The organism is Streptococcus mitis, from assembly GCF_005144795.1.
Lineage (GTDB): Bacteria > Bacillota > Bacilli > Lactobacillales > Streptococcaceae > Streptococcus > Streptococcus mitis_BB.
Genome location: NZ_SWFJ01000001.1, coordinates 234,256 through 255,564 on the forward strand (window position 1 = coordinate 234,256; position 21,309 = coordinate 255,564).

The following is a 21,309-nucleotide window of genomic DNA, read 5'->3' on the forward strand; positions in this document are numbered from 1 at the left end:
TGTCCTCCTGATAATGATCTTGAGGATGTCTCCTCTTTACAGTAACTAGTATACAAAATAAAGCGCTTTCTTGTTTATCAACTTTTTTTAATTTTTAAAAAAATGTGAGGAGATTGTGTAAATTTCACAAAAAAGACCTGGAACAACCAAGCCTTTTAAGTGAATAATAACTGACGAATCCCTGCCAAATCTTCCAAATCCAAGTCGTTTTTTAAATAATAAACTGGGGTCTGTTCCTTCTTATGAATCGGGTTATTGGTAACCAGCAAATCATAATGCCGAGTTCGGTCATAGGCTTCAATGGTGATAAAACGATTGTATTCCAAATACCGTTTCAAAATGGCTGCCATCCTTGAAAAGACAAGAAAACCAGATGTCAAATCCAGACCAATCCGCATATGCTGGCCACCATTTTCAGCCATATATTCTATCAACTGGAGCCATTCCCAGAGAATTTTCTTATCCAAATCCGTCCCCTGTTGAAAGGCAGGTAGAACATGAAAAATCTCCTCTGCTATCCCCTTAAAATCATGTTCCATCAGCAAATAAGGATGGCGATTCTCTAACTGGTACTTGTAGCGATCCTGTAAAATATAGCCCTTATAGAGATAGACTTGAGCACAAAGCTGACTGAGTTCATAGGTGACATGGTCCTCTGTATAACCGCCCAGCAACTCCTCCTTCTTCATTTCTTGAATCAATTGCGTCAGCAAATCTGCCAACTGCCCTCCAAAGCCAAGGATATACTCCATAGTATGAAGAGGAAGAATGCGATGAGATAGGAGGAAAGAGAAGAATATCATCATCTCCCCATCCTCAGTTCCTAGAGGAAGGTGTTGTCCAGCGAAAAAGGACGAAGCCTTTCGATGCAAACGAAGGTAGAAAATATTGTCAAAATATCCTCGCATTTTTTCTTCTATCACTTGGAACTGACAGGCATTAACCCGAAGACGTTGTTGACTGATATGAGCCCAGAGAATCAAATCTAATTTCTGCCCCGAAGACAAATTCGCACCGCAGATTTCTTCTAGTGTAGCAATTTCCTGCTTTCTCTCCGCTTTCTGCATATGACTTTCCCACTCCTGACTGGACCAGACCTTGCGGAAAAGACAAAAATAAAAGTAACGAATCTGATGCTCTGGACCTCGCCAACGTCCATTTTGGATGGATAAGTCAAATTCTGACAAAATCTGATTTAAACTAGCTAAGTGGCGACCAAGCGTAGCCTCACTAATCATCAATTCTTGAGCCAGCTGATGGGCTAAAAACTGTTGGTGGTAGAGAAGATAGACTAAAATTTGGTATTTAACAGCATTCTCCAAAAACAGGCTCCGGATATCTCTCCCTTTGGTAGCTGCACCGATTGACAGGCGCAGATTTTCATCTTCTAAGGAGATAGTCAGCTCTAAGCCACTATCCAAAGCCTTGTCATTGAGAAGGGTGACATATTTGGTTAGGGTTGCTTTTGAAAATCCTGTTTCCTCCATTACAGCCTTGACGGTCGTCTGAGACTCTTGTAATAGAAAGGAAAGGATTGAAAATTGGCCAGATTCAGCCTTTTCCATCAAATCTCCTAAATACATTTGTTACCCCTTTCATTTTCTACCTTAAGCATAGCATAAATCTTACAAATGCTGAAATAATCTGTTTCTCTTTTTATTTTCATGCTAATTTCCTGGTTCATTATGCTGAAAATCAACAAGCACACGGCTCCCCCTTTGAGCATTTTTATGCTAAAATAGTAGCTATGGATAAAATTATTAAAACTATATCAGAAAGCGGAGCCTTTCGTGCTTTTGTCCTTGACAGCACAGAAACCGTCCGCACTGCTCAAGAAAAACACCAAACCCAAGCTAGCTCAACTGTAGCACTTGGTCGAACTCTTATCGCTAGCCAGATTCTCGCAGCCAATGAAAAAGGAAATACCAAACTAACAGTGAAGGTATTGGGATCTAGTTCTCTAGGTGCTATTATCACCGTCGCAGATACCAAGGGGAACGTCAAAGGCTACGTTCAAAATCCTGGTGTTGACATCAAAAAGACTGCAACTGGTGAAGTTCTAGTCGGACCTTTTGTTGGAAATGGGCAATTCCTCGTTATCACAGACTACGGTACTGGAAATCCTTACAACTCTATGACTCCTCTCATCTCTGGAGAAATTGGTGAAGACCTTGCCTTTTACCTGACTGAAAGCCAACAAACACCTTCAGCAGTCGGCCTCAATGTCCTTTTGGACGAAGAAGACAAAGTCAAGGTTGCAGGTGGTTTCCTAGTCCAAGTCTTGCCGGGAGCCAAGGAAGAAGAGATTGTCCGTTTTGAGAAACGCATCCAAGAAATGCCAGCTATCTCGACCCTTCTGGAAAGTGAAGACCATATCGAAGCCCTCCTCAAGGCTATCTACGGGGACGAGGCCTACAAGCGTCTTTCTGAAGAAGAAATCCGTTTCCAATGTGACTGTAGTCATGAACGCTTTATGAACGCTCTTGCCAGCCTTCCAAGTTCAGACCTACAGGAAATGAAAGAGGAAGACCACGGGGCAGAAATCACTTGTCAATTCTGCCAAACTACTTACAACTTTGATGAAAACGACCTGGAGGAACTCATTCGTGACAAATCTTAATACACCCTTTATGATTGGCAATGTTGAGATTCCCAATCGTACCGTTTTAGCACCTATGGCTGGTGTGACTAACTCAGCCTTTCGTACCATCGCAAAAGAGCTCGGAGCTGGACTCGTTGTCATGGAAATGGTCTCTGACAAGGGAATCCAATACAACAACGAAAAAACCCTGCACATGCTTCATATCGATGAAGGCGAAAACCCTGTTTCTATCCAACTTTTTGGTAGCGATGAAGACAGCCTAGCACGCGCAGCCGAATTCATCCAAGAAAACACAAAGACCGATATCGTGGATATCAACATGGGCTGCCCAGTTAACAAAATCGTGAAGAACGAAGCTGGCGCTATGTGGCTCAAAGACCCAGACAAGATCTACTCTATTATCAACAAGGTCCAATCTGTCCTTGATATTCCACTTACTGTCAAAATGCGTACCGGCTGGGCCGATCCATCTCTGGCAGTTGAAAATGCTCTCGCTGCTGAAGCTGCAGGCGTTTCTGCCCTCGCCATGCATGGCCGTACCCGTGAGCAAATGTATACAGGTCACGCAGACCTTGAGACCCTTCACAAGGTCGCTCAAGCTCTGACCAAGATTCCATTTATCGCTAATGGTGACATCCGTACAGTTCAAGAAGCCAAGCAACGCATCGAAGAAGTAGGTGCTGATGCAGTCATGATTGGCCGCGCTGCCATGGGAAATCCTTACCTCTTCAACCAAATCAACCATTATTTTGAAACAGGAGAAATCCTACCTGATTTGACCTTTGAGGACAAGATGAAAATCGCCTACGAACATTTGAAACGCTTGATTAACCTCAAAGGAGAAAACGTAGCAGTTCGTGAATTCCGTGGCCTCGCTCCTCACTACCTCCGTGGAACATCTGGCGCAGCCAAACTCCGTGGAGCTATTTCACAAGCTAGCACTCTGGCAGAGATTGAGGCACTATTGCAGTTGGATAAGGCTTAATAGTTTAAAACCCGTAACTCTCTTAAAGGTTACGGGTTTTTGATTGTAAAAATTTAAATACTGGAGGGTTATTATTGATTCAAAGCAACACTGGAAACCTTACCATCCGCTCCTGTTGTAATTTGGATGATTTTTCCTCCACCAATTTTGGCATTATACTTACCATCATCAAGAGTATAAGAATAGCCTTTGATAGAGTAATTTTCTTTCTTTCCATCAGAAGATTCTACTGTAAATTGACCACCTGATGAAACTGTGATGGTTTCGCCATTTGCTCCCTTCCAATTGCCCGCTGCAGCTGAGAAATCACCATCTACCATGGTTAAAACACCCTTGTAGCGTTTATTTTGCTCTGCTTGTTTGTCTTGAAGTTTGCGGTCAGTTGTAGGATCATAGCTTGATTGGTTAGATTGGGCTTGAGGAGCTTGTTGAGTTGAAGGAGTCTGAGCAGGAGTTTGTTGACTAGCCACTTCTTGACCTTGTCTTTGCTCTGGTGCAGGAGCCGCTTGTGATGGCGTTGCAGTTGCTGAAGATTGATCAGTAGACGCCTTAGTCTTTTCAGATGAAGCTGAACTTGAGGACTTCTGAGTCTTGCTTTCTTTGTTAGAAGAAGTTGCTTTAGAACTTGATGACTGGCTTGTCTTAGCAGAACTGCTTGCTTGAGTTGTTTCCTTTTTATTTCCACAAGCTCCTAATAGCAAGGTAGAAGCCAATACAGTTGCTGTCATCAATTTGATATAGGTTTTCTTTTTCATTTTTCTACTCCTTTGTAATATTTTAGAAATATAAAGAAATCTTTTTGTAATATAATTGTAACATTCAAATTTGAATATGTCAACAATTTATCTAAACTATTTTAAAAATCTCACATAATTTAGATACATTTACTCCTCCTACTCCTTTATTCGTAATCTAATAGAAAAAACAGAGAAAAATTCCTATTTTGTTTAAAATTTTTTAAATCGCTCTTGTGTAATCGCTTGCATCTTTAACTGCAAAGGAATATAATAATAGCGAACTAGGATATAGGAGGTATAGGTTTATGTTAAGCAAATATTACAAGTATCTTCCTTGGATGATTTTGGGAGCTTTCTGGTCTTATCAGTCTGCAATTCGCTACTCTCAGACTACATTTGATTTATTTTACTTAATAACCATTTTTATTATTGTAAATATAGCTTTATTGTACTTACACGAAACCTATTTAAAATATAAATACAAAGATTTATTCATTCGCATCATGAGCAATTCTAAGAAAGATAGCCACCCATAAAAGCAGTCGCAACAGCAAATCAAACTAATAAAGGCAAATAAAGAGGTCGGGAACTTTGTCCCGACCTCTTTATTTCAATCGATAGGTTTTTCTTGGTTTCTTTTTAGGCACTCGTTTGAGTCCGACTTCTTCTACATATTCTCCGTATTTTACGAGAAAGTTATTGCTGACGATTGGACGACCAGGGTTGATAAGATTGACCAGTTCAGTCCCTTCATAGACAGTGAACTCCTCCTCCAGCAGATAGAGGAAGGTCGGATTCCAGTCGAGACGGCCTTGGATTCGTTTGATAGATTCTTGGATAATGGCATAATGGTCAAAAGCGAAGGCTTGCTCCTCCAACTCTACTCCCTTTAAGAAGCACTTGCCCGTCTGAAAATCCACATCTACGAAAACGACATCCTTGGCATCGTCTCCTGCTTGAACAAGTTCTAATGCACGACTAGGCAGATAAACCAAGTGGGCAATGGTCACTGTCCAGCCCCGTGGGTCACGGCCGGGAGTCGATACGGTCATCAATTGTTCAATTTTTTCTAAAGGAAGATCGAGATTGACTTCTTCTCTCACCTCACGCTGACAGGCATGCGTAGCATCTTCGCCCTTGTCCATAAATCCTCCAACCAGAGCCAAACAATTTTGATAAGGGTGAGCCTTGCGGCGGATTAGCAAAAGCTTGATTTTTCCTTCGACAAAGCAGTAGGCTACCATATCCACCGTCACACTTGGTTTTTCGTATTGAGGAAGTTCCTGCTTGTAGTACCAATCCAAAAACTCCTCCTGACTGCCATGGATTTCAAAATATTCTCTTTCCGTCATCCCTGCTGGAATCATCGTGTCCGCCATTTTATGCCTCCTTACGAACTGCCTTGGTCCATTGGTACCAACCTACTAGACTATTGAGTGTGTAAACCCAGTACATCCCTTGGATGTGGATGTTTTCACCCCACCAGAGATAAATACTAAAGAGATTAGTTGCAATCCAGAAAATCCATTGCTCACGGTAGAGACGTGTCATCAAGAGCTGACCAACACCATTGGTCGCATCAGTAACACTATCACGGAAAGGGCGAGCACTATGGATACTTTGATAAGCCAAGCCCATACCAATCCAAATGATAGCAGTCAAAGCCAAGTACTTGAGCCAATCAAGCACAGATAATTTCTTGGCTTCAAAGTGAGATTCTTCTACTTTTCCTTGGTCATTGATACGATTGGACAGCCAAGCATAGAGACCAATCGGCTGCATGACAAAGAAGTAAACAGTCGTCAAAACTTCACCATAAAAAGTCGCATTCATGGCCAAAATCAAATAGATAGCAGAGTTAATAGCCCCGAAGAGATAATTACTTGCACGTCCTTCTGCTACCAAGATAACACAGACAATCCCAGTCCAAGAGGCAAACAAGCTCATCCAGTCATGACTTTCTGTATTTTGCGTGAATTCCAAGATCAAGGGAACACTTGACAGGACGATGAGATATAACCACTGGAAGAGGCTACGGCCGACAAAAAGATCTTTCCAGAGCAGGTTCATGATTCCTGCAAAACCGATCTTGCGGGCTTCCGCATGGACATTTTTAAAGTTTTCGATAAATTGTGTGATTTTTTCAGTTAGTTTTTTCATATTTTTCTCCTAATCTGCTTGGTAAATGGCATCAATAGCCAGTTTTGCTGCTTCATAATTGCCTAGATAATCCTCTGCTAGATAAACTAAAGGAATGTTGGTTAAATATCGCTCTCTCATCTGGTCCAAATGCTGGGAAAAACTATGACGAATATGGTCTTCTGCCATGGTCATATCTCTAAAACCGTCATTGACATAGGAGCCAACAGGCTGCACAAAGAGAATCAAGTCCCATTTCTCCTTAGCCAAAATCGAGGCAAAGAGATTATCAAAAGTCTCTCCCGATAAGTCCCCTCGATCCTCAGTCTCCATGTAATAATCATAGTAGCCCTTGGTTACTAAGGAGTTGGTGTCTGCTATCACCAGTCCCCTATTGGCATTGCTATCGATTAACTTAGAGGTCTGGTCATACTGCCCCAAGAGCAGATAATAGTAATCCTTTGGAGTCAATTCATCGTCGCGGACATTGTTTTTGATCTGGTACTCACGTGCGTATTCCAGACTGACGGGTGCATCGTAATACCTTGCCAAATCCTTGGCTAGAGTGGTCTTCCCATTGCTGGCACTTCCCATAATCAACACTTTCTTTGTAAACTGACGTCGGAAGGGTTGAGCAATATATTTCCAATATTTGCTTGGATTTTCTCGAATCATAGTCGCTGAGATACCAAACTTTCTTTCTTGCAAGACAGTCTCAAAGCCACGATTTGATAATTCTTGCTGGTAGTCTGCTTCTCCCACAAAGAAAATTAGTTCTTGCTGGTTTTCATCATAGGAAATCTCTGCAAACATTTGATTCAACCACTCCTGCCAGCCCATAGGGTAACGAGGAAGATTGGTTTCATCTAACTTGCAGACAGAGGTCAACTCGTCATCACCAAAGGCCTCTCGTATATAGCGAAATCTTTTTTGAAGCGTTAAGCCTACCTGTTCCCCTCTATCTCCCTCATAGCCTGAAACGACAACCCAGACCCGGTCACACTGCCGCTTGGCTCGCTGGATCAGATCGATATGACCTTGATGAAGCGGAGCAAAGGTTCCAAATACCACTGCTGTTTTCTTTTTCATAAACCTATTACCTTTTTATATTTTTTGATATTTTCATTATCTATGTTTTTATTATAAACTATATTTTTGTTTTGTCAATAGTTTTTTATTGTTTTTTATAAAAAACTAGCAAAAAAGAGAACCAAGATTGCTCCTGATTCTCCATTTTTATGCAATATCAAATTTTAACTGGCCTGCTTTAACACCAATCTTAAGTGTGCTGCCTGCCACCAAATCTCCCTTGAGAAGAAGTTCTGCCAACTTGTCTTCCACTTCTGTTTGCAGGGTTCTGCGAAGTGGACGAGCTCCCATCTCTGGGTCATATCCTTGATTTGCCAATAATTTCAGTGCGGAAGCTTGTAATTTCAAGTCAATGCCTTTTTCAGCCAAACTTGCCACTAAAGGTTTGACCATAATCTTTACCACTTCCTGCATATGGTCGCTAGACAGGCTATGGAAGACCACCTTTTCATCAATACGGTTGATAAACTCAGGTCTATAAGCCTTTTTCAGCTCTTCGAACATGCGTTTTTCCATATTCTCCTGGTCAAAACGAATGTCCTTTGCCCCAAATCCAACTGTCTTGTCATCACGAAGGGCTGTCGCACCAAGGTTTGATGTCATGATGATAATGGTATTTGAAAAGTCGACCTTGCGTCCCTTACTATCAGTCAAGACACCGTCATCCAAGACCTGCAAGAGAACATTAAAGATGTCTGGGTGGGCCTTCTCAACCTCATCAAAAAGGAGAACGGAATATGGTTTGTTGCGAACTTTCTCGGTCAACTCCCCACCTTCTTCATAACCCACATAGCCCGGAGGAGCTCCATTGAGACGACTGGCTGCAAATTTCTCCATATACTCACTCATATCAAAGCGGATAAGGGCCGATTCATCGTCAAAAAGAACTTCTGCCAAAGCCTTGGCCAATTCGGTCTTACCGACACCTGTAGGTCCTAGGAACATAAAGGAACCAATCGGACGCTTATGACTGCGAATCCCTGACTGGTTGCGACGAATGGCACGGCTAATGCTTGAAACAGCTTGATCTTGACCGATGACACGTTTGTGCAGTTCAGCTTCCAGATTCAGGTATTTCTTAGCATCAGTCTGAGTCAGTTTTTGGACTGGGATACCTGACAAACGACTCAAGGTGGTCAAAATATCAGACTCTGTCACCAAGTCTTTATAAACAGGTACTTCCTCTTCTCTTGCGATTAGCTGAGCTGCCTGTTTCCACTTACCATCCATCAAGGCCTTGTCAGCTGGACTCAAACCTGAATCGTCTGCTTTTACATGCTTAGCCTTATTTTGTACTGTTGCTGCTGCCTCATCCAAGAGATCGATAGCAGAGTCTGGCAAATGGCGACTAGTCAAGTAACGATGAGCCATCTTGACGGCTGTTTCAACTGCTTCATCTGTGATTTGCACACGGTGATGTTTCTCATAAGTCGCCTTCAAGCCTTGCAAAATGGTCATGCTGTCTGCAACACTTGGCTCTTCGATCGTCACTTTGGCGAATCGACGAGAAAGGGCCGCATCTTTTTCGATGTGTTTTTGGTATTCTTCCTGAGTGGTGGCACCAACCGTTCTCAAAGTTCCACGCGCCAAGGCTGGCTTCAAGATATTGGCCGCATCCAGAGTTGAATCAATTCCACTACCAGAACCCATGATGGTATGGAGCTCATCGATAAAGAGGATGACTTGGCCATCTTCTTCAATATCCTTTATGATATTGTTCATTCGCTCTTCAAAGTCACCACGGAAGCGTGTCCCTGCAACGACATTCATCAAATCAAGCTCTAACACGCGCATCTTAGCCATTTCCGCAGGTACATCACCACTAGCAATACACTGAGCGAGCCCAAGCGCCAAGGCTGTTTTCCCGACACCAGCATCCCCAACCAAGACAGGATTATTCTTGGTTTTACGGCTCAAGATTTGAATCATACGCGAGATTTCCTTATCCCGACCGATGACTGGTTCTAACTTGCCAGAACGCGCTTGCTCTGTCAAATCATGCGTATAGTCCTCGAGACCACCACTCGGAGTCTGGGGCATGCCCATCATATTAGCCATAGAATTTTGCTTATCAGCTACTGTACGATGGCGTTGGCGTAGAGCCTTGAGGTCTTCACGAGTCCAGCCTGCCCGTTCTTCTAAATTTCGACGAAGAGCAGCAATCTTAACCTGATCTTTCTTGTCTTCATAAGAAAAACCAGCCCTCTCCAAGATACGAGTCGCCAAGGCATTGCCATCATGTAAAATCGCATAGAGAATATGCTCTGTCCCTAGCACCTTAGCATGGACCACTGACGCTACATACTCTGCTTCATCAAAAAGAAGCTGCAAACGATGAGAAAATGGCAATTCCGTAAAGGTTTCATCCTGGCTATAGTCCGTTTCAGTCAGTTCCAAAGCGACCTCTTCTAAACGGTCCATCTCATATGGATAATCATTTAAAGTCGCCCCTGCCACACTATAACTGTGATTAGACATGGCAATCAACAAGTGCCAAGACTCTAGATAACGAGCTCCAAAATGGCCAGCAACCATGTAGGCACTTTCGATACATTCATTCAATGCTTTTGAATAGTTCATCTTACTTCCCTTTTCTATCTACCTCTTGTATGACCTGTCGTAGCATATTAGCTCGAAGGACTGGAGCTTCTTCTCCTAGAACGCGATCCAAAGCTACTGTCATCAGCAAATTCATCTCCTGCTTGGTCATCAATTCCTGCTCAACCAAAAGCTGGAGAATATCCTCATAAATTTCTTGACTGACCCGCTCACCAATCGAGTAAAGCAGCTCCCTAAGCATTTCATGATGACTAGAAAACTCAATCCGTCCTATACGAATGTAGCCTCCACCACCACGCTTACTTTCAACCAAGTAGCCTCTACTTTCCGTAAAGCGTGTCTTGATCACATAGTTAATCTGACTAGGAACAACCTGAAAGGTATCTGCCAACTGACTCCGTTGCAACTCCACAATACCAGATTGATCTAAAATCGCCTTGATGTAGGCCTCAATATGATCCGATATATTTTTAAATCTCATTACAAACCCACCTCTCTTTAAACCTTGACTATCTTTGACTATTATACCGAAATTTTCTTATTTTTAAAAGAAAAAGGGCGCTGGTAAAGGATAATCTTCACCAACTCCCTATTTTTCTACTTATTTAAGCCTAATTCTGCCAAGATTTGACGTTTGTAGGCAATCTTTTGGACTTCCTTGTCCTCGTCTTCAGACCAATCTAGTTTAATTTCTGAAACAATCTGCCCAGGGCGATTTTTTAAGATATAGATGCGGTCGCTGAGATTAAGGGCCTCCTCGATACTGTGAGTAATAATCAAGGTTGTTAGCTGCAACTGCTTGTGAATTTCAAGATACCAAGCGTGGAGTTCCATCTTGGTCATCTCATCCAAGGCGCTAAAGGCCTCATCTAAGAGAAAGAGCTTGTGCCCGAAAAGGTAGGTTCGAAGCAAGGCTACACGCTGGCGCATCCCACCACTAAGTTCATGAGGATACTTGTCCCGTACAGCTGTCAACTGGAAGGTCGCAAGAATTTCATCTGCGCGAGCAATAGCTTCAGCCTTATCCACTTTTTGAATCAAGAGGGGCAGAATGATATTACCAAGCACCGTCTTGTGCTCCAAGAGCAGATCCTTTTGCAACATATAACTCACGCGCCCCTTGGGATTCTCCTCACCGTCAAGTACAATTCTCCCTGACTGAACTTCTAAAATCCCAGCGATCAGATTAAAGAGGGTGGTCTTTCCTACACCACTTGGGCCCAGAATAGAAACCACTTCACCTGAAGTCACCTGCAGGTTAATGTCTTCTAAAATCCTCTCCTGACCATAGGCATAACTGACATGTTCTAGTCTAATCTCTGTCATTATTTCACAAATTCGTTGGTGAAGCCTTTGTCTGTCAAATCTTCTTTAAGGATACCATTTTCTTTATCCCATTTGTAGAAGGCATTCCAGCGAGCTGCATCAAATTGACCCCATTTTTCCTTGTCGCTTGCGTATTCTTTTGACAAGTATTTTTGAGATTCGATGACAAAGTCACGTTTTTCCTGAAGTTCAGGTGCATTCTTGATGAGGATATCAGCTGCTTCTTCTGGATGCTCCATAGCATATTGGTAACCTTTTTTGATAGCTTGGATAACTTTGCGCGCTTCTTCTTTGTTGTCTTTAAGGTAGTCGTTGTTTGCGATGATAACTGGTGAGTAGTAATCAAATTCCTTGACGTAGTCTTTCAAATACATGAAATTAGCCTCTACGCCTTGAGATTTTGCAAGGATACCATCCCATCCGTAGTAGATCCATGCAGTATCAAATACTCCATTAGCAATCGGTGTGATAGAGTTTGAGTCGTTATTTGGTACTTTTTCAACCTTCTCAAAGTCCCCACCTTGTGATTCTACCAAGGTTTTCAACATAGCAAGTTCAGTTGGATCATTCCATGTACCATATTTCTTACCAACTAGATCTTTTGGACTAGCTACATTGTCAGATTTACGAGAGATAATTCCTGATGTATTGTGTTCAACAATAGCTGCAACGGCAGTAATTCCTGCTCCTTTTTCCAATTTTTTAGCCATATAGTCTTGGAAATAAACTGCAAATGGTGCCTTACCGTTAATAACCAAGTCAGAAGAACTTTCTTCTGGTGGCAATTTCAAATCAACATCCACTCCAGCTTCCTTGAAGTAGCCTTTTTCCTTAGCCACATAAAGCCCTGTGTGGTTAGTATTTGGTGTCCAGTCTAGGATAAAGTCAATCTTCTTAAGTTCTGCTTCCTTATTATCCTTAGAGGCAGTTCCTTGACCACAGGCCACAAGCACAACAGCTACAAGAGCTGTTAAAACAGTTAAAAACACTTTCCATGTTTTTTTCATTTTGATTTCCTCTTTTCTTTTTTGAAACATTCTAATTTTACAAACGTTTCCATTTAATAACATATTTTTCACTGACATCAACCAGCTTCATACCGAGAAGGCTGATAATCGATACCAGAATAATAATAGCAAACATGGTATCATACTGAAACAGTTTCTTGGACTGAATCATGTAAACACCTAGTCCTTCAAAGCCTCCCAACCACTCAGATACCACTGTTGTGATAAAGGCGTAGGAGACACTAACCCTCAGACCTGCATAAAAGTAAGGCAGGCTGACTGGGATTTTAAAATGCCAAAGGATTTGCCAAGGATTGGCCCGCATCAGACTAAACAAGGTCAGCATATCCTTGTCACAATGCCTAAAACCGTCCAAAATGCTGACGATGATAGGAAAGGTTGTCGTCAAGATAATCAAGACAATCTTAGGGAGAATCCCATAACCTAGCCACAAGACTAGAATAGGAGCTATGGCAATGGTCGGAATGGTCTGGACAACCACCATCATAGGGTAAATCAGGTCATTGAGCCAAGTCAAACTGTCCATGAGCACAGCCATGAGACAGGCAATCAAAACTCCCAAAATTAGACCTAGCAAAGCCACTCTCAAGGTCGCCCAGCTATGGTGCCAGAGAAATTCTCTATCACGCACAAAAGACTGGAGGATTTCAAGAGGTGTCGGCAGGATAAACTTGGGGAGAAGTTTAAGAAAACCTGCTAACTGCCAGATTGACAAGACTCCTAGAAAGCCCAATAGACTAATGTGTCGTCTCAGTATACTTTTCAAGTTTCTCATCAATACTTAAAATCTCTCCTACATTTATTTTGACATTGGCAAAAACATTGTCTGCCTTTTGTCCTACCACTTCAAGCGCTTCTTTGAGAATACGCATAAGCTCATCAAACTCCCCTTCCAAGACCGTTTCAAATGGTGTCACCACCATAGTCACTTCTTGAGCTTGCAGATAAGCAATGACCTGATCAATAACAGCAATCCGATCAATTCCCTGTGATAGGGGTAAAACTTGCAAGGCAATGCTTGCTTTCATAAGAACCTCCTCTTCTCGTTTTCCTTTGACAAAAAGAAAAACCTTTACCATATATGGAAAAGGTGCAGAATAGACTAAGTATCGTTCCCTACGCTGGCATTACCCAGATCAGGTGCGGTCGAAGTTTAACACTTCCTCTCAGACTGTACACAGACTCCCATATATTATATGGACATATGATAGCGCAAAATAAAAAAAATGTCAAGGAAACTGCTTACAGAACAACATGAAAAGAGTTTGAAAACAAGTGCTTCAAACTCTACATAACTTTTTTATTTAGCCTCGTACCAGGTTGCTCCCTCATTCTCATCCGCAATCAGGGGAACACTGAGTTGAATGGCTTCTTCCATGGTTTGTTTGACCAATTTTTTCATTTCTGCTAGTTCAGATTTAGGAACTTCAAGAACGATTTCATCGTGCACTTGTAACAACATCTTGGTCTGATAACCACCTTCAACTAGAGCCTTGTCTAGCTGAATCATGGCAATCTTGAGAATATCTGCCGCCGAACCCTGTATAGGAGAGTTGATAGCTGTCCGCTCCGCAAAACCACGAATATTGAAGTTGCGCGAATTGATATCTGGCAACTCACGACGACGCTTGAAGAGGGTCTCCACATAACCCTTATCACGCGCCTCACGCACCACTTCATCCATGTAGTTTTTAATACCCGGGAAGCGTTCAAAGTAGGTATCAATGTAGGCTTTGGCCTCCTTACGGCTAATGCCCAGATTATTAGACAAACCAAAGTCTGAAATCCCGTAAACCACTCCAAAGTTAACAGCCTTGGCATTGCGACGGTCATTTGCAGTCACATCCTCAGGACGATCAATGCCAAAGACACGCATGGCTGTCGAAGTATGGATATCTGCCCCCTCTTGGAAAGCCTTAATCAAGTGCTCATCCTTAGAAATATGCGCCAAAACGCGCAATTCAATCTGTGAATAGTCCGAGCTGAGCAACACACTATCCTCCCACTCAGGCACAAAAGCCTTACGAATGAGACGGCCTTGCTCCAAACGCACAGGAATATTTTGCAAGTTTGGATCCACACTAGACAGACGCCCAGTCTGGGTCAAATCCTGCACATAGCGAGTATGAATCTTGCCATCAGCCAAAATCCAGTCCTGCAAGCCAATCACATAGGTAGATTGAATCTTAGCAATCTGACGGTAGTCGAGAATTTTCTTAACAATCGGCGCAATAGGAGCCAGACGCTCCAAGACATCCACGGCTGTCGAGTATCCAGTCTTGGTTTTCTTAGTGTATTCTAGAGGTAGCCCCAATTTTTCAAAGAGAAGCACGCCCAACTGCTTAGGCGAGTTAATATTAAACTCCTCACCAGCCAGTTCGTAAATCTCCTGAGTCAGTTTTTCAATGACAAGCTCATTTTCATCCTGCATCTCAAGCAAGGTCTCTTTCTTGACCGTAATTCCAGCAATTTCCATCTTGGCAAGGACAAAAGATAGGGGTTGCTCCATATCATAAAGAAGCTCTAATTGCCCATTTTCACTGAGTTTTTTAAGCAAAATAGACTCAGTCTCAACCAAAACAGCAAGCTTACTCGCCAAATGTTCCAAGAATTTCTTACGTCCAGGAAGGGCCTTCTTGACTCCCTTACCATAGAAAGTCTCATCATCGACCAAGTAAGTCTGACCATAAAGACTAGCAATAGTCGCAATTTCATTGTCCTCCACAGTCGAAAGGAGGTATTTAGCCAAACGACTATCAAAAGCAGGCGCCTGTAAATCCACACCAAAACGATTCAAGAGAACTTTGGCCTTTTTAAAATCATAAACTCTCAGAGGTGTTTTTTCTAGAAAATCCTTGAAAATAGGCTCTTGCAAAAGGTTAAGCTTGTCCGTAGCATAGAGCTTATCTCCACAAGACCAGGCAAATCCAACCAAATCATCCGTATGGTAATTCTCACCAAAAAGTTCAAAATGGAAGATAGACTCCTCACTCAGCATATCTTGACTGACTTGATCAATGATAGTAAAGTCCAAGCTCTCAGCCACATCAGCTGACGATACATTTAAAGCCTGCTTGAGCTGTTTGAAGCCCATCTCATCGTAGAATTTCCCGAGATTTTCCACATCTGGACCACTATAGACCAAATCCTCCAAACCAATCTCAATCGGTGCCTGGGTATCAATGGTCGCCAGTGTTTTCGACAAAAAGGCCTGTTCCTTATCATTGATGAGATTTTCCTTCATCTTAGAAGCCTTCATCCCATCGATATTTTCATAAATCCCCTCGAGCGAACCATGCTCCAGCAAGAGCTTGATACCCGTCTTTTCACCGATTTTAGTCACCCCAGGAATATTATCCGACTTATCACCCATGAGCGCCTTGAGATCGATAAACTGCGTCGGTGTAATGCCCATCTTTTCCATAAGATATTCTGGCGTAAAGGCCTCAAACTCAGCCACACCTTTCTTGGAAATCTCAACCACCGTATGCTCATCCGTCAGCTGAATCAAATCCTTGTCCCCACTGACAATGGTAATATCAAAACCATCCTGCTCAGCTAGTTTATCCAGCGTCCCAATGATGTCATCCGCCTCATACTGAGCCAACTCATAGTGACGAATTCCCATATGATCCAACAACTCACGAATGAAAGGAAATTGCTCACGAAACTCATCAGGAGTCTTAGCCCGACCACCCTTATAGTCCGCATACATCTCTGTACGGAAGGTCGTCTTTCCCGCATCAAAAGCAACCAAAATATGACTAGGCTCAACCCTCTCCAACAAATGACTCAACATCAACTGGAAGCCATAAATGGCATTGGTATGCAAACCAGCCGCATTCTTAAAACGGTCCAACTGCTGATAGAGCGCAAAAAACGCCCGAAAAGCAACAGAAGACCCATCAATCAATAATAATTTTTTCTTATCCATACACCCATTATAAAGGAAAGCACCAAAAAATACCATTGAGAAGAGTTCCCTGAGAGAAACTAAGATAAACTAAAAAAGAGAAGGAAGTTATTCCCTCTCTTTCAAGCTACGAAAATAAATTAGTTCTTACGTTTCACAAATGGAAGGGCACCGAGGAACAATCCAAGGAATCCCAATGATGCAACTGCAACATTATCTTTACCACCAGTATTTGGAAGTTCTTTTTTATCTTCTGCTTTTGCTGCTGGTGCTTGATAAGTATTATCCTTGTTAGTACCTGCTGTTGTAAGAGTATATTCTGGAACTTCAGTAATCGCTGGGGCGCCGGTTTCTGCATACGCTGGAACTTCAGTAATCGCTGGGGAGCCTGTTTCTACATATGCTGGGACTTCGTTAATCGCTGGGGAGCCTGTTTCTGCATACGCTGGGACTTCGTTAATTGCTGGGGCGCCGGTTTCTGCATACGCTGGGACTTCAGTAATTGCTGGGGAGCCTGTTTCTGCATACGCTGGAACTTCAGTAATTGCTGGGGCTCCTGTTTCTGCATACGCTGGGACTTCAGTAATTGCTGGGGCGCCTGCTTCTGCATACGCTGGAATTTCAGTAACTGATGGAGTTCCTGTTTCTGCATACGCTGGGACTTCAGTAATTGCTGGGGCGCCTGTCTCTGCATACGCTGGAACTTCAGTAACTTCTGGGGCGCCTGTCTCTGCATACGCTGGAACTTCAGTAATCGCTGGAGCGCCTGTTTCTACATACGCTGGGACTTCGTTAATTGCTACTTCTAAACTATTAACTCCACTATTGAATTCCGGAGCTACCTCAGCTACAGGAGCATCAGCCGCATTAACTCCTCCACTATATTCTGAAGCATCGGCTACAGTAGGAGGTGTTGCATCATTTATCCCACCATTGAAATCAGAGCCATGATCTCCAGAAGGAGAGTCACTAGGATTCACACCACCGTTGAATTCAGGAGCATTAAGAGCACTTGGTACTTCGTCAAGTTGTTTAGCGTCGTCAGAAGGTGCATCACTAGGATTTACACCACCACTAAAGTCTTTCAGTTCTTCACCCTTAGGAACTTCTTTTAAGTTTTCGATGTAACCTAAAGTTGCGTTGTAATCATCAGTTATTCTAGTAATTGCATCGTCATCCTCTTGAACCAATTCGTTCACTTCGTCGAAATCAGTTTTGGCTTCATCACTAGCTGATTTAGCAGAAGCAACTGAAGCTTCTAGTTTAGTTACAGCATCTTGCAATCCATCTTGGATAGCTTGATCCGCATTGTTTTTCTTAGCAGTTTCAAGAGCAGTTTTAGTTTTTTCTAAAGTTTCTTTTTGTTTATCTAACGCAGCATTCTTCTCTTCTACTACCTTAGCCTTTTCAGCAGCGTCAGCTTTATCTTCATCAGCTTCGTTAGTTAATTGTTCAATTTTTTCAGCTAAATCATCAGCAATGTCTGTAAGTTTTTTGACAATTGGTTTAGAAGCTTCTTTTTTAGCTACTTCTTCAATTTTTTTAGTTTCGTCAGCAGTTAATTCTTTAGTTTTATAAGCTTCAGGAGCTTTATCTTTTGTGTTGCCATCGTTGACGAATTCATCTACAGCTTGAGTAGCTGTAAGAACTCCATCTTCAATCGCTTTTAATAAGGCTTCTTTACCGATTTCAGCTTTTGCTTCTTCGATAGCTTTCGCTTTATCTTCAGGCTTGATGCTATCATCCTTGTTGATTTTATCTTCAGCTTTTTTTTCAAGTTGCTCTAAAGCACCTTTCAAAGCTTCTAAGTTAGCTGCTTCTTCTTTTTTAGCGTCTTCTTCTTTTTTAACTTCTTCTTCTACTTTAGCTTTTGCTTTAGCTGCTTCTTCTTTAGCCTTAGCTAATTCAGCTTCTGCGTCAGCTTTAGCTTTGTCTGCTTCTGCTTTTGCAGTCTCAGCAGCAGTTACATCAGCAGCTTCTTTTTTAGCTTTAGTGGTAGCTTCTTCTACTTTTTTAGCTTCTTCAGCTACTTTTTTCTCTAATTCAGCAACTTTAGCATCAGCCTCTGCTTTAGCTTTAGCAGCTTTTTCAGCTTCGGTTGGTTCAGCTTCTTCCTCTGGAGTTTCTTCTGCTGGTTTAGCTGGTTCTGCAGCTTCTTTTGCTTCTGCTTTTTTTACTTCTTCAAGAAGATTATCACGTTTTTCAGTTAAATCTTGAATTTCAGCTGTAGCAGCTTGAACTTTTTCATCAGCTTCATCAAATTCAGATTTAGCAGTATCGCGTTCTTTTTCAATCGCAGTTACAGCTTTTTCTAACGGTGCTGTGATATCTTCAGCAAATCCATTATCTTTAGCAGATTTAAGAGCTTCTTTTGCTTCTTTTAAAGTATCTTCCTGTCTTTTGAGTGTTTCAGCTTTCTTTTCAGCATCGGCTTTTAATTTCTCAGCATCATCCGTTAAGTTTTCAATTGTTTCAGTTAAATCATCAGCTTTGTCTTGCAATTTTTCTGATTCAGGACGAGCAGCATCCGCTGCTTCACCTTCTTCAATTCCCGCTTGCACCTCTTCAGGAAGCTCATCCCTAGATACAGGAGTTTCTGTTTTAATTGTTGGATTCGTATCTTGTGCTTTTTCAGCATCATCTGCTAACTCAGCAAGAATATCAGAAGCATTTAATTCACCAGACTCAACAGCCTTTAATAATTCTTCTTTTGCTTTTTTGTCAAGCAATTCGTTATCAGGAATTTGTTTCAAAGCTTCTGTTAAAGCTACTTTAGCTTCGGCTTCTTCTTTTGCTTTGGCGTCAGCTTTAGCAGCTTCTTCTTTTGCTTTAGCTAATTCATCGTCAGCTGTTTTCTTAGCTTCTTCAGCTTTAGTTTTTGCAGCATCAGCCTCAGCAGCTTCTCTTTTCTCTGTTTCAAGTTTAGTAGCTGAATCAGTTGCTGTAGTAGTTGTTCTATCTACTTTAGATTGAGCTTCATCAACTTTAGCGTTAGCTTCTTTTTCAGCTTCCTTGGCTTTTTCAACCTCAGTTTTTGGTGTTTCAGCCGCAGGTGTAGGCTTAGTTTCTCCAGTAGGTTGAGCAGCTGTAGGTTTGTCATCAGCTTTCACAACTGACGGTTGAGATGCAACAAATGTAGCACCTAAAACAGCCACACTAGCCAAACTAGTTAAAATCATTTTCTTTTTGTTCATCTTGTGTACCTCTTTTTGAGAATCATATTTATGTACATTATAAACCTTTTTTTGAGTGAAATCAAAAAATATATTATATTATATATACTTTATTATTAATATAATGTATTTCGCGGCTATAAAAAACTTCAAGAAAGTAACGCATGTTTTACTAGCTTTCTTTTTTCTTTCTTTTCATCACTTTCATTTTCTATAGTAAATTATAGTTTCGAATCCAATTCAGATATCTTAACTCTTCATAAAAACTCTAGTTTAAACAAAAAACAGGAGATTTTTCTCCTGTTCAGATTCAATTACTTAAAATTAAACCCACTCACCGTTATGATTTACAGTATAACCGTCCACTATAGTATTAACAGCTAGCTCACCTGAAGAGTAAGAATAATACCACTTACCAGATACTTGATACCAGCCCGTTTTCATTGCCCCTGAATCATCTAGATAATACCAAAATCCTTTCTCCTGTAACCAGCCTGTCTGCATTTCACCTGACGATTTCAAATAATACCAGTTAGAACCATCTTTTAGCCATCCCGTTGATTTAGAACCATTGGATTTAAAATGATACCAACTACCATTCACTTTCTTCCAATTTATAGCCAAACTACTATCCGTATTGTTGTTAGAGGTATTTCCTGGTTGGTGAACATCCGAGTGCGAAACTTCTTCCAACTGAACATAGCGACGACTTCCATTATAAGCAGTATAACTCAACCATTTGTATCCATCTTTTTCGAGAATCTGATCATAATGAACGTTCTCTCCAGAGTAATAATAATCAATTGTAGTTGCGCTAGCTAGGGGCTGAGTCTTGATAGCAGATTTAGCCTTAAAAAAATGTGTTCCTCCTGTGGAAGAGATACGAGAATCATTTAGAACGTGAGAATCAAGAGGATTTGTATTCACAGCCTCCAATTGTACATAACGACGGCTTCCATTATAAGTCGTATAACTCAACCACTTGTATCCGTCTTTTTCAAGAACTTGATCATAATGAACATTATCGCCAGCATAATAGTAATCAATCGTAGTAGCGCTAGCTAGAGGCTGATTTTTGATAGCAGCCTTAGCCTTGAAAGAATGTGTTCCTCCTGTGGAAACTGAAGTTTGACTATTCCCTGCACTTCCTCCAGCTAAATCTTTAAAATGAATAAAGCCAGTCATGGTATTGGCCTTCACGACGCGCTTATTATAAGATTCCCTTATTCCATAGTTGTATTCTTCAATCTCAATCTGATCTCCCATTACATTTGACACCCAAGCAACATGCCCATAAGTTCCTGCAGTAGACCAAGCAATGGAGCCAATTGTCGGTGTATTATCGACACGATAACCTTCACGACGAGCACGATGCCCCCATTCATTCGCATTCCCATAAGCAGCCGGAATCTCAAAACCATTGACATTACTCAAACGAAAGGCTGCAAAAGAAGTACACTGACGAGAATACATACGCCACTTGTCAATCTCCTGACTGCCATTTTTATAATAAGCAGGATAATCATCCCCACGCGCAATCGATCCATTTCCTCCGGAATAGGCATATGCACTATCACCCGCTGCTAGCATCAATCCTACTACTAAAAAGGGAACAACTTTTTTAGCTGATTTTCTAAAAGAAAATCCTGTCTCTGTTACTTTGAATGGTAAAACTTTCATTCTTCCTCCTTGAAAAATAATATAAATCGAAGATTGCCTTCACTTAAATTATTCGGAGAAAAAAGAAAAAGTGAGAAA

The 21,309-nt window shown here is 41.7% G+C and carries 17 protein-coding genes and 1 riboswitch; of the genes, 3 read left to right on the forward strand and 14 right to left on the reverse strand.

Features of this window, described 5'->3' with window-relative positions:
* Positions 1–155 precede the first annotated feature (155 nt).
* Positions 156–1,583, reverse strand: a complete 1,428-nt coding sequence (locus FBF73_RS01125; RefSeq protein ID WP_136936708.1) for a helix-turn-helix domain-containing protein — start codon at positions 1,581–1,583, stop codon at positions 156–158.
* Positions 1,584–1,747: 164 nt separating this feature from the next.
* Here FBF73_RS01125 and hslO point away from each other — a divergent pair, with 164 nt between their 5' ends.
* Together hslO and dusB are read left to right on the forward strand one after the other, a co-directional pair.
* Positions 1,748–2,620 (forward strand): Hsp33 family molecular chaperone HslO, encoded by an 873-nt coding sequence (hslO, locus tag FBF73_RS01130; RefSeq protein WP_042751874.1) that lies wholly within the window; start codon positions 1,748–1,750, stop codon positions 2,618–2,620.
* Positions 2,607–3,587, forward strand: coding sequence for a tRNA dihydrouridine synthase DusB (gene dusB / locus FBF73_RS01135; RefSeq protein ID WP_000183308.1), 981 nt, complete (start codon positions 2,607–2,609; stop codon positions 3,585–3,587). Before hslO ends, dusB begins: the two co-directional genes overlap by 14 nt.
* Positions 3,588–3,658: 71 nt before the next feature.
* Here dusB and FBF73_RS01140 read toward each other — a convergent pair whose 3' ends face one another.
* Positions 3,659–4,342, reverse strand: a complete 684-nt coding sequence (locus FBF73_RS01140; RefSeq protein ID WP_136936709.1) for a hypothetical protein — start codon at positions 4,340–4,342, stop codon at positions 3,659–3,661.
* Positions 4,343–4,629: 287 nt separating this feature from the next.
* Here FBF73_RS01140 and FBF73_RS10070 point away from each other — a divergent pair, with 287 nt between their 5' ends.
* A complete protein-coding gene (locus FBF73_RS10070; protein ID WP_136936710.1) occupies positions 4,630–4,860 on the forward strand; it encodes a hypothetical protein in 231 nt (76 codons plus the stop codon).
* A gap of 69 nt (positions 4,861–4,929) precedes the next feature.
* Here the strand turns inward: FBF73_RS10070 and FBF73_RS01150 are convergent, their stop codons facing one another.
* The 12 genes from FBF73_RS01150 to cbpD form a co-directional block, all read right to left on the reverse strand.
* A complete protein-coding gene (locus FBF73_RS01150) occupies positions 4,930–5,703 on the reverse strand; it encodes an NUDIX domain-containing protein (protein ID WP_136936711.1) in 774 nt (257 codons plus the stop codon).
* 1 nt (position 5,704) lies between these two features.
* Positions 5,705–6,484, reverse strand: coding sequence for a nicotinamide riboside transporter PnuC (gene pnuC, locus FBF73_RS01155; protein ID WP_136936712.1), 780 nt, complete (start codon positions 6,482–6,484; stop codon positions 5,705–5,707).
* A 9-nt stretch (positions 6,485–6,493) separates the two neighbouring features.
* Positions 6,494–7,552: an AAA family ATPase gene (locus FBF73_RS01160; RefSeq protein ID WP_136936713.1), complete on the reverse strand. Its 1,059-nt coding sequence runs from the start codon at positions 7,550–7,552 to the stop codon at positions 6,494–6,496.
* A gap of 147 nt (positions 7,553–7,699) precedes the next feature.
* Positions 7,700–10,132, reverse strand: a complete 2,433-nt coding sequence (locus tag FBF73_RS01165) for an ATP-dependent Clp protease ATP-binding subunit (protein WP_136936714.1) — start codon at positions 10,130–10,132, stop codon at positions 7,700–7,702.
* Between the two features lies 1 nt (position 10,133).
* Positions 10,134–10,592, reverse strand: a complete 459-nt coding sequence (locus tag FBF73_RS01170) for a CtsR family transcriptional regulator (RefSeq protein WP_136936715.1) — start codon at positions 10,590–10,592, stop codon at positions 10,134–10,136.
* A gap of 116 nt (positions 10,593–10,708) precedes the next feature.
* The gene (locus FBF73_RS01175) at positions 10,709–11,437 is read right to left on the reverse strand and encodes an ABC transporter ATP-binding protein (protein WP_136936716.1); all 729 of its coding nucleotides are present in this window, start codon (positions 11,435–11,437) and stop codon (positions 10,709–10,711) included.
* Entirely contained in the window at positions 11,437–12,444 is a 1,008-nt protein-coding gene (locus tag FBF73_RS01180; RefSeq protein ID WP_136936717.1) for an ABC transporter substrate-binding protein, read from the reverse strand. Before FBF73_RS01180 ends, FBF73_RS01175 begins: the two co-directional genes overlap by 1 nt.
* A 37-nt stretch (positions 12,445–12,481) precedes the next feature.
* A complete protein-coding gene (locus tag FBF73_RS01185; protein WP_169435150.1) occupies positions 12,482–13,240 on the reverse strand; it encodes an ABC transporter permease in 759 nt (252 codons plus the stop codon).
* Entirely contained in the window at positions 13,203–13,493 is a 291-nt protein-coding gene (locus tag FBF73_RS01190; protein WP_124787454.1) for a thiamine-binding protein, read from the reverse strand. The genes FBF73_RS01185 and FBF73_RS01190 overlap by 38 nt, the downstream gene beginning before the upstream one ends.
* Before the next feature lie 68 nt (positions 13,494–13,561).
* Positions 13,562–13,664, reverse strand: a riboswitch (TPP riboswitch).
* A 101-nt stretch (positions 13,665–13,765) separates the two neighbouring features.
* Positions 13,766–16,399 carry a DNA polymerase I gene (gene polA, locus FBF73_RS01195; protein ID WP_136936719.1) on the reverse strand — a complete coding sequence of 878 codons (2,634 nt, stop codon included), beginning with the start codon at positions 16,397–16,399 and terminating at the stop codon, positions 13,766–13,768.
* A 119-nt stretch (positions 16,400–16,518) separates the two neighbouring features.
* The gene (locus tag FBF73_RS01200) at positions 16,519–19,572 is read right to left on the reverse strand and encodes an LPXTG cell wall anchor domain-containing protein (protein WP_136936720.1); all 3,054 of its coding nucleotides are present in this window, start codon (positions 19,570–19,572) and stop codon (positions 16,519–16,521) included.
* Between the two features lie 303 nt (positions 19,573–19,875).
* Positions 19,876–21,231: a choline binding-anchored murein hydrolase CbpD gene (gene cbpD, locus FBF73_RS01205; protein WP_136936721.1), complete on the reverse strand. Its 1,356-nt coding sequence runs from the start codon at positions 21,229–21,231 to the stop codon at positions 19,876–19,878.
* Between the last annotated feature and the right edge of the window lie 78 nt (positions 21,232–21,309).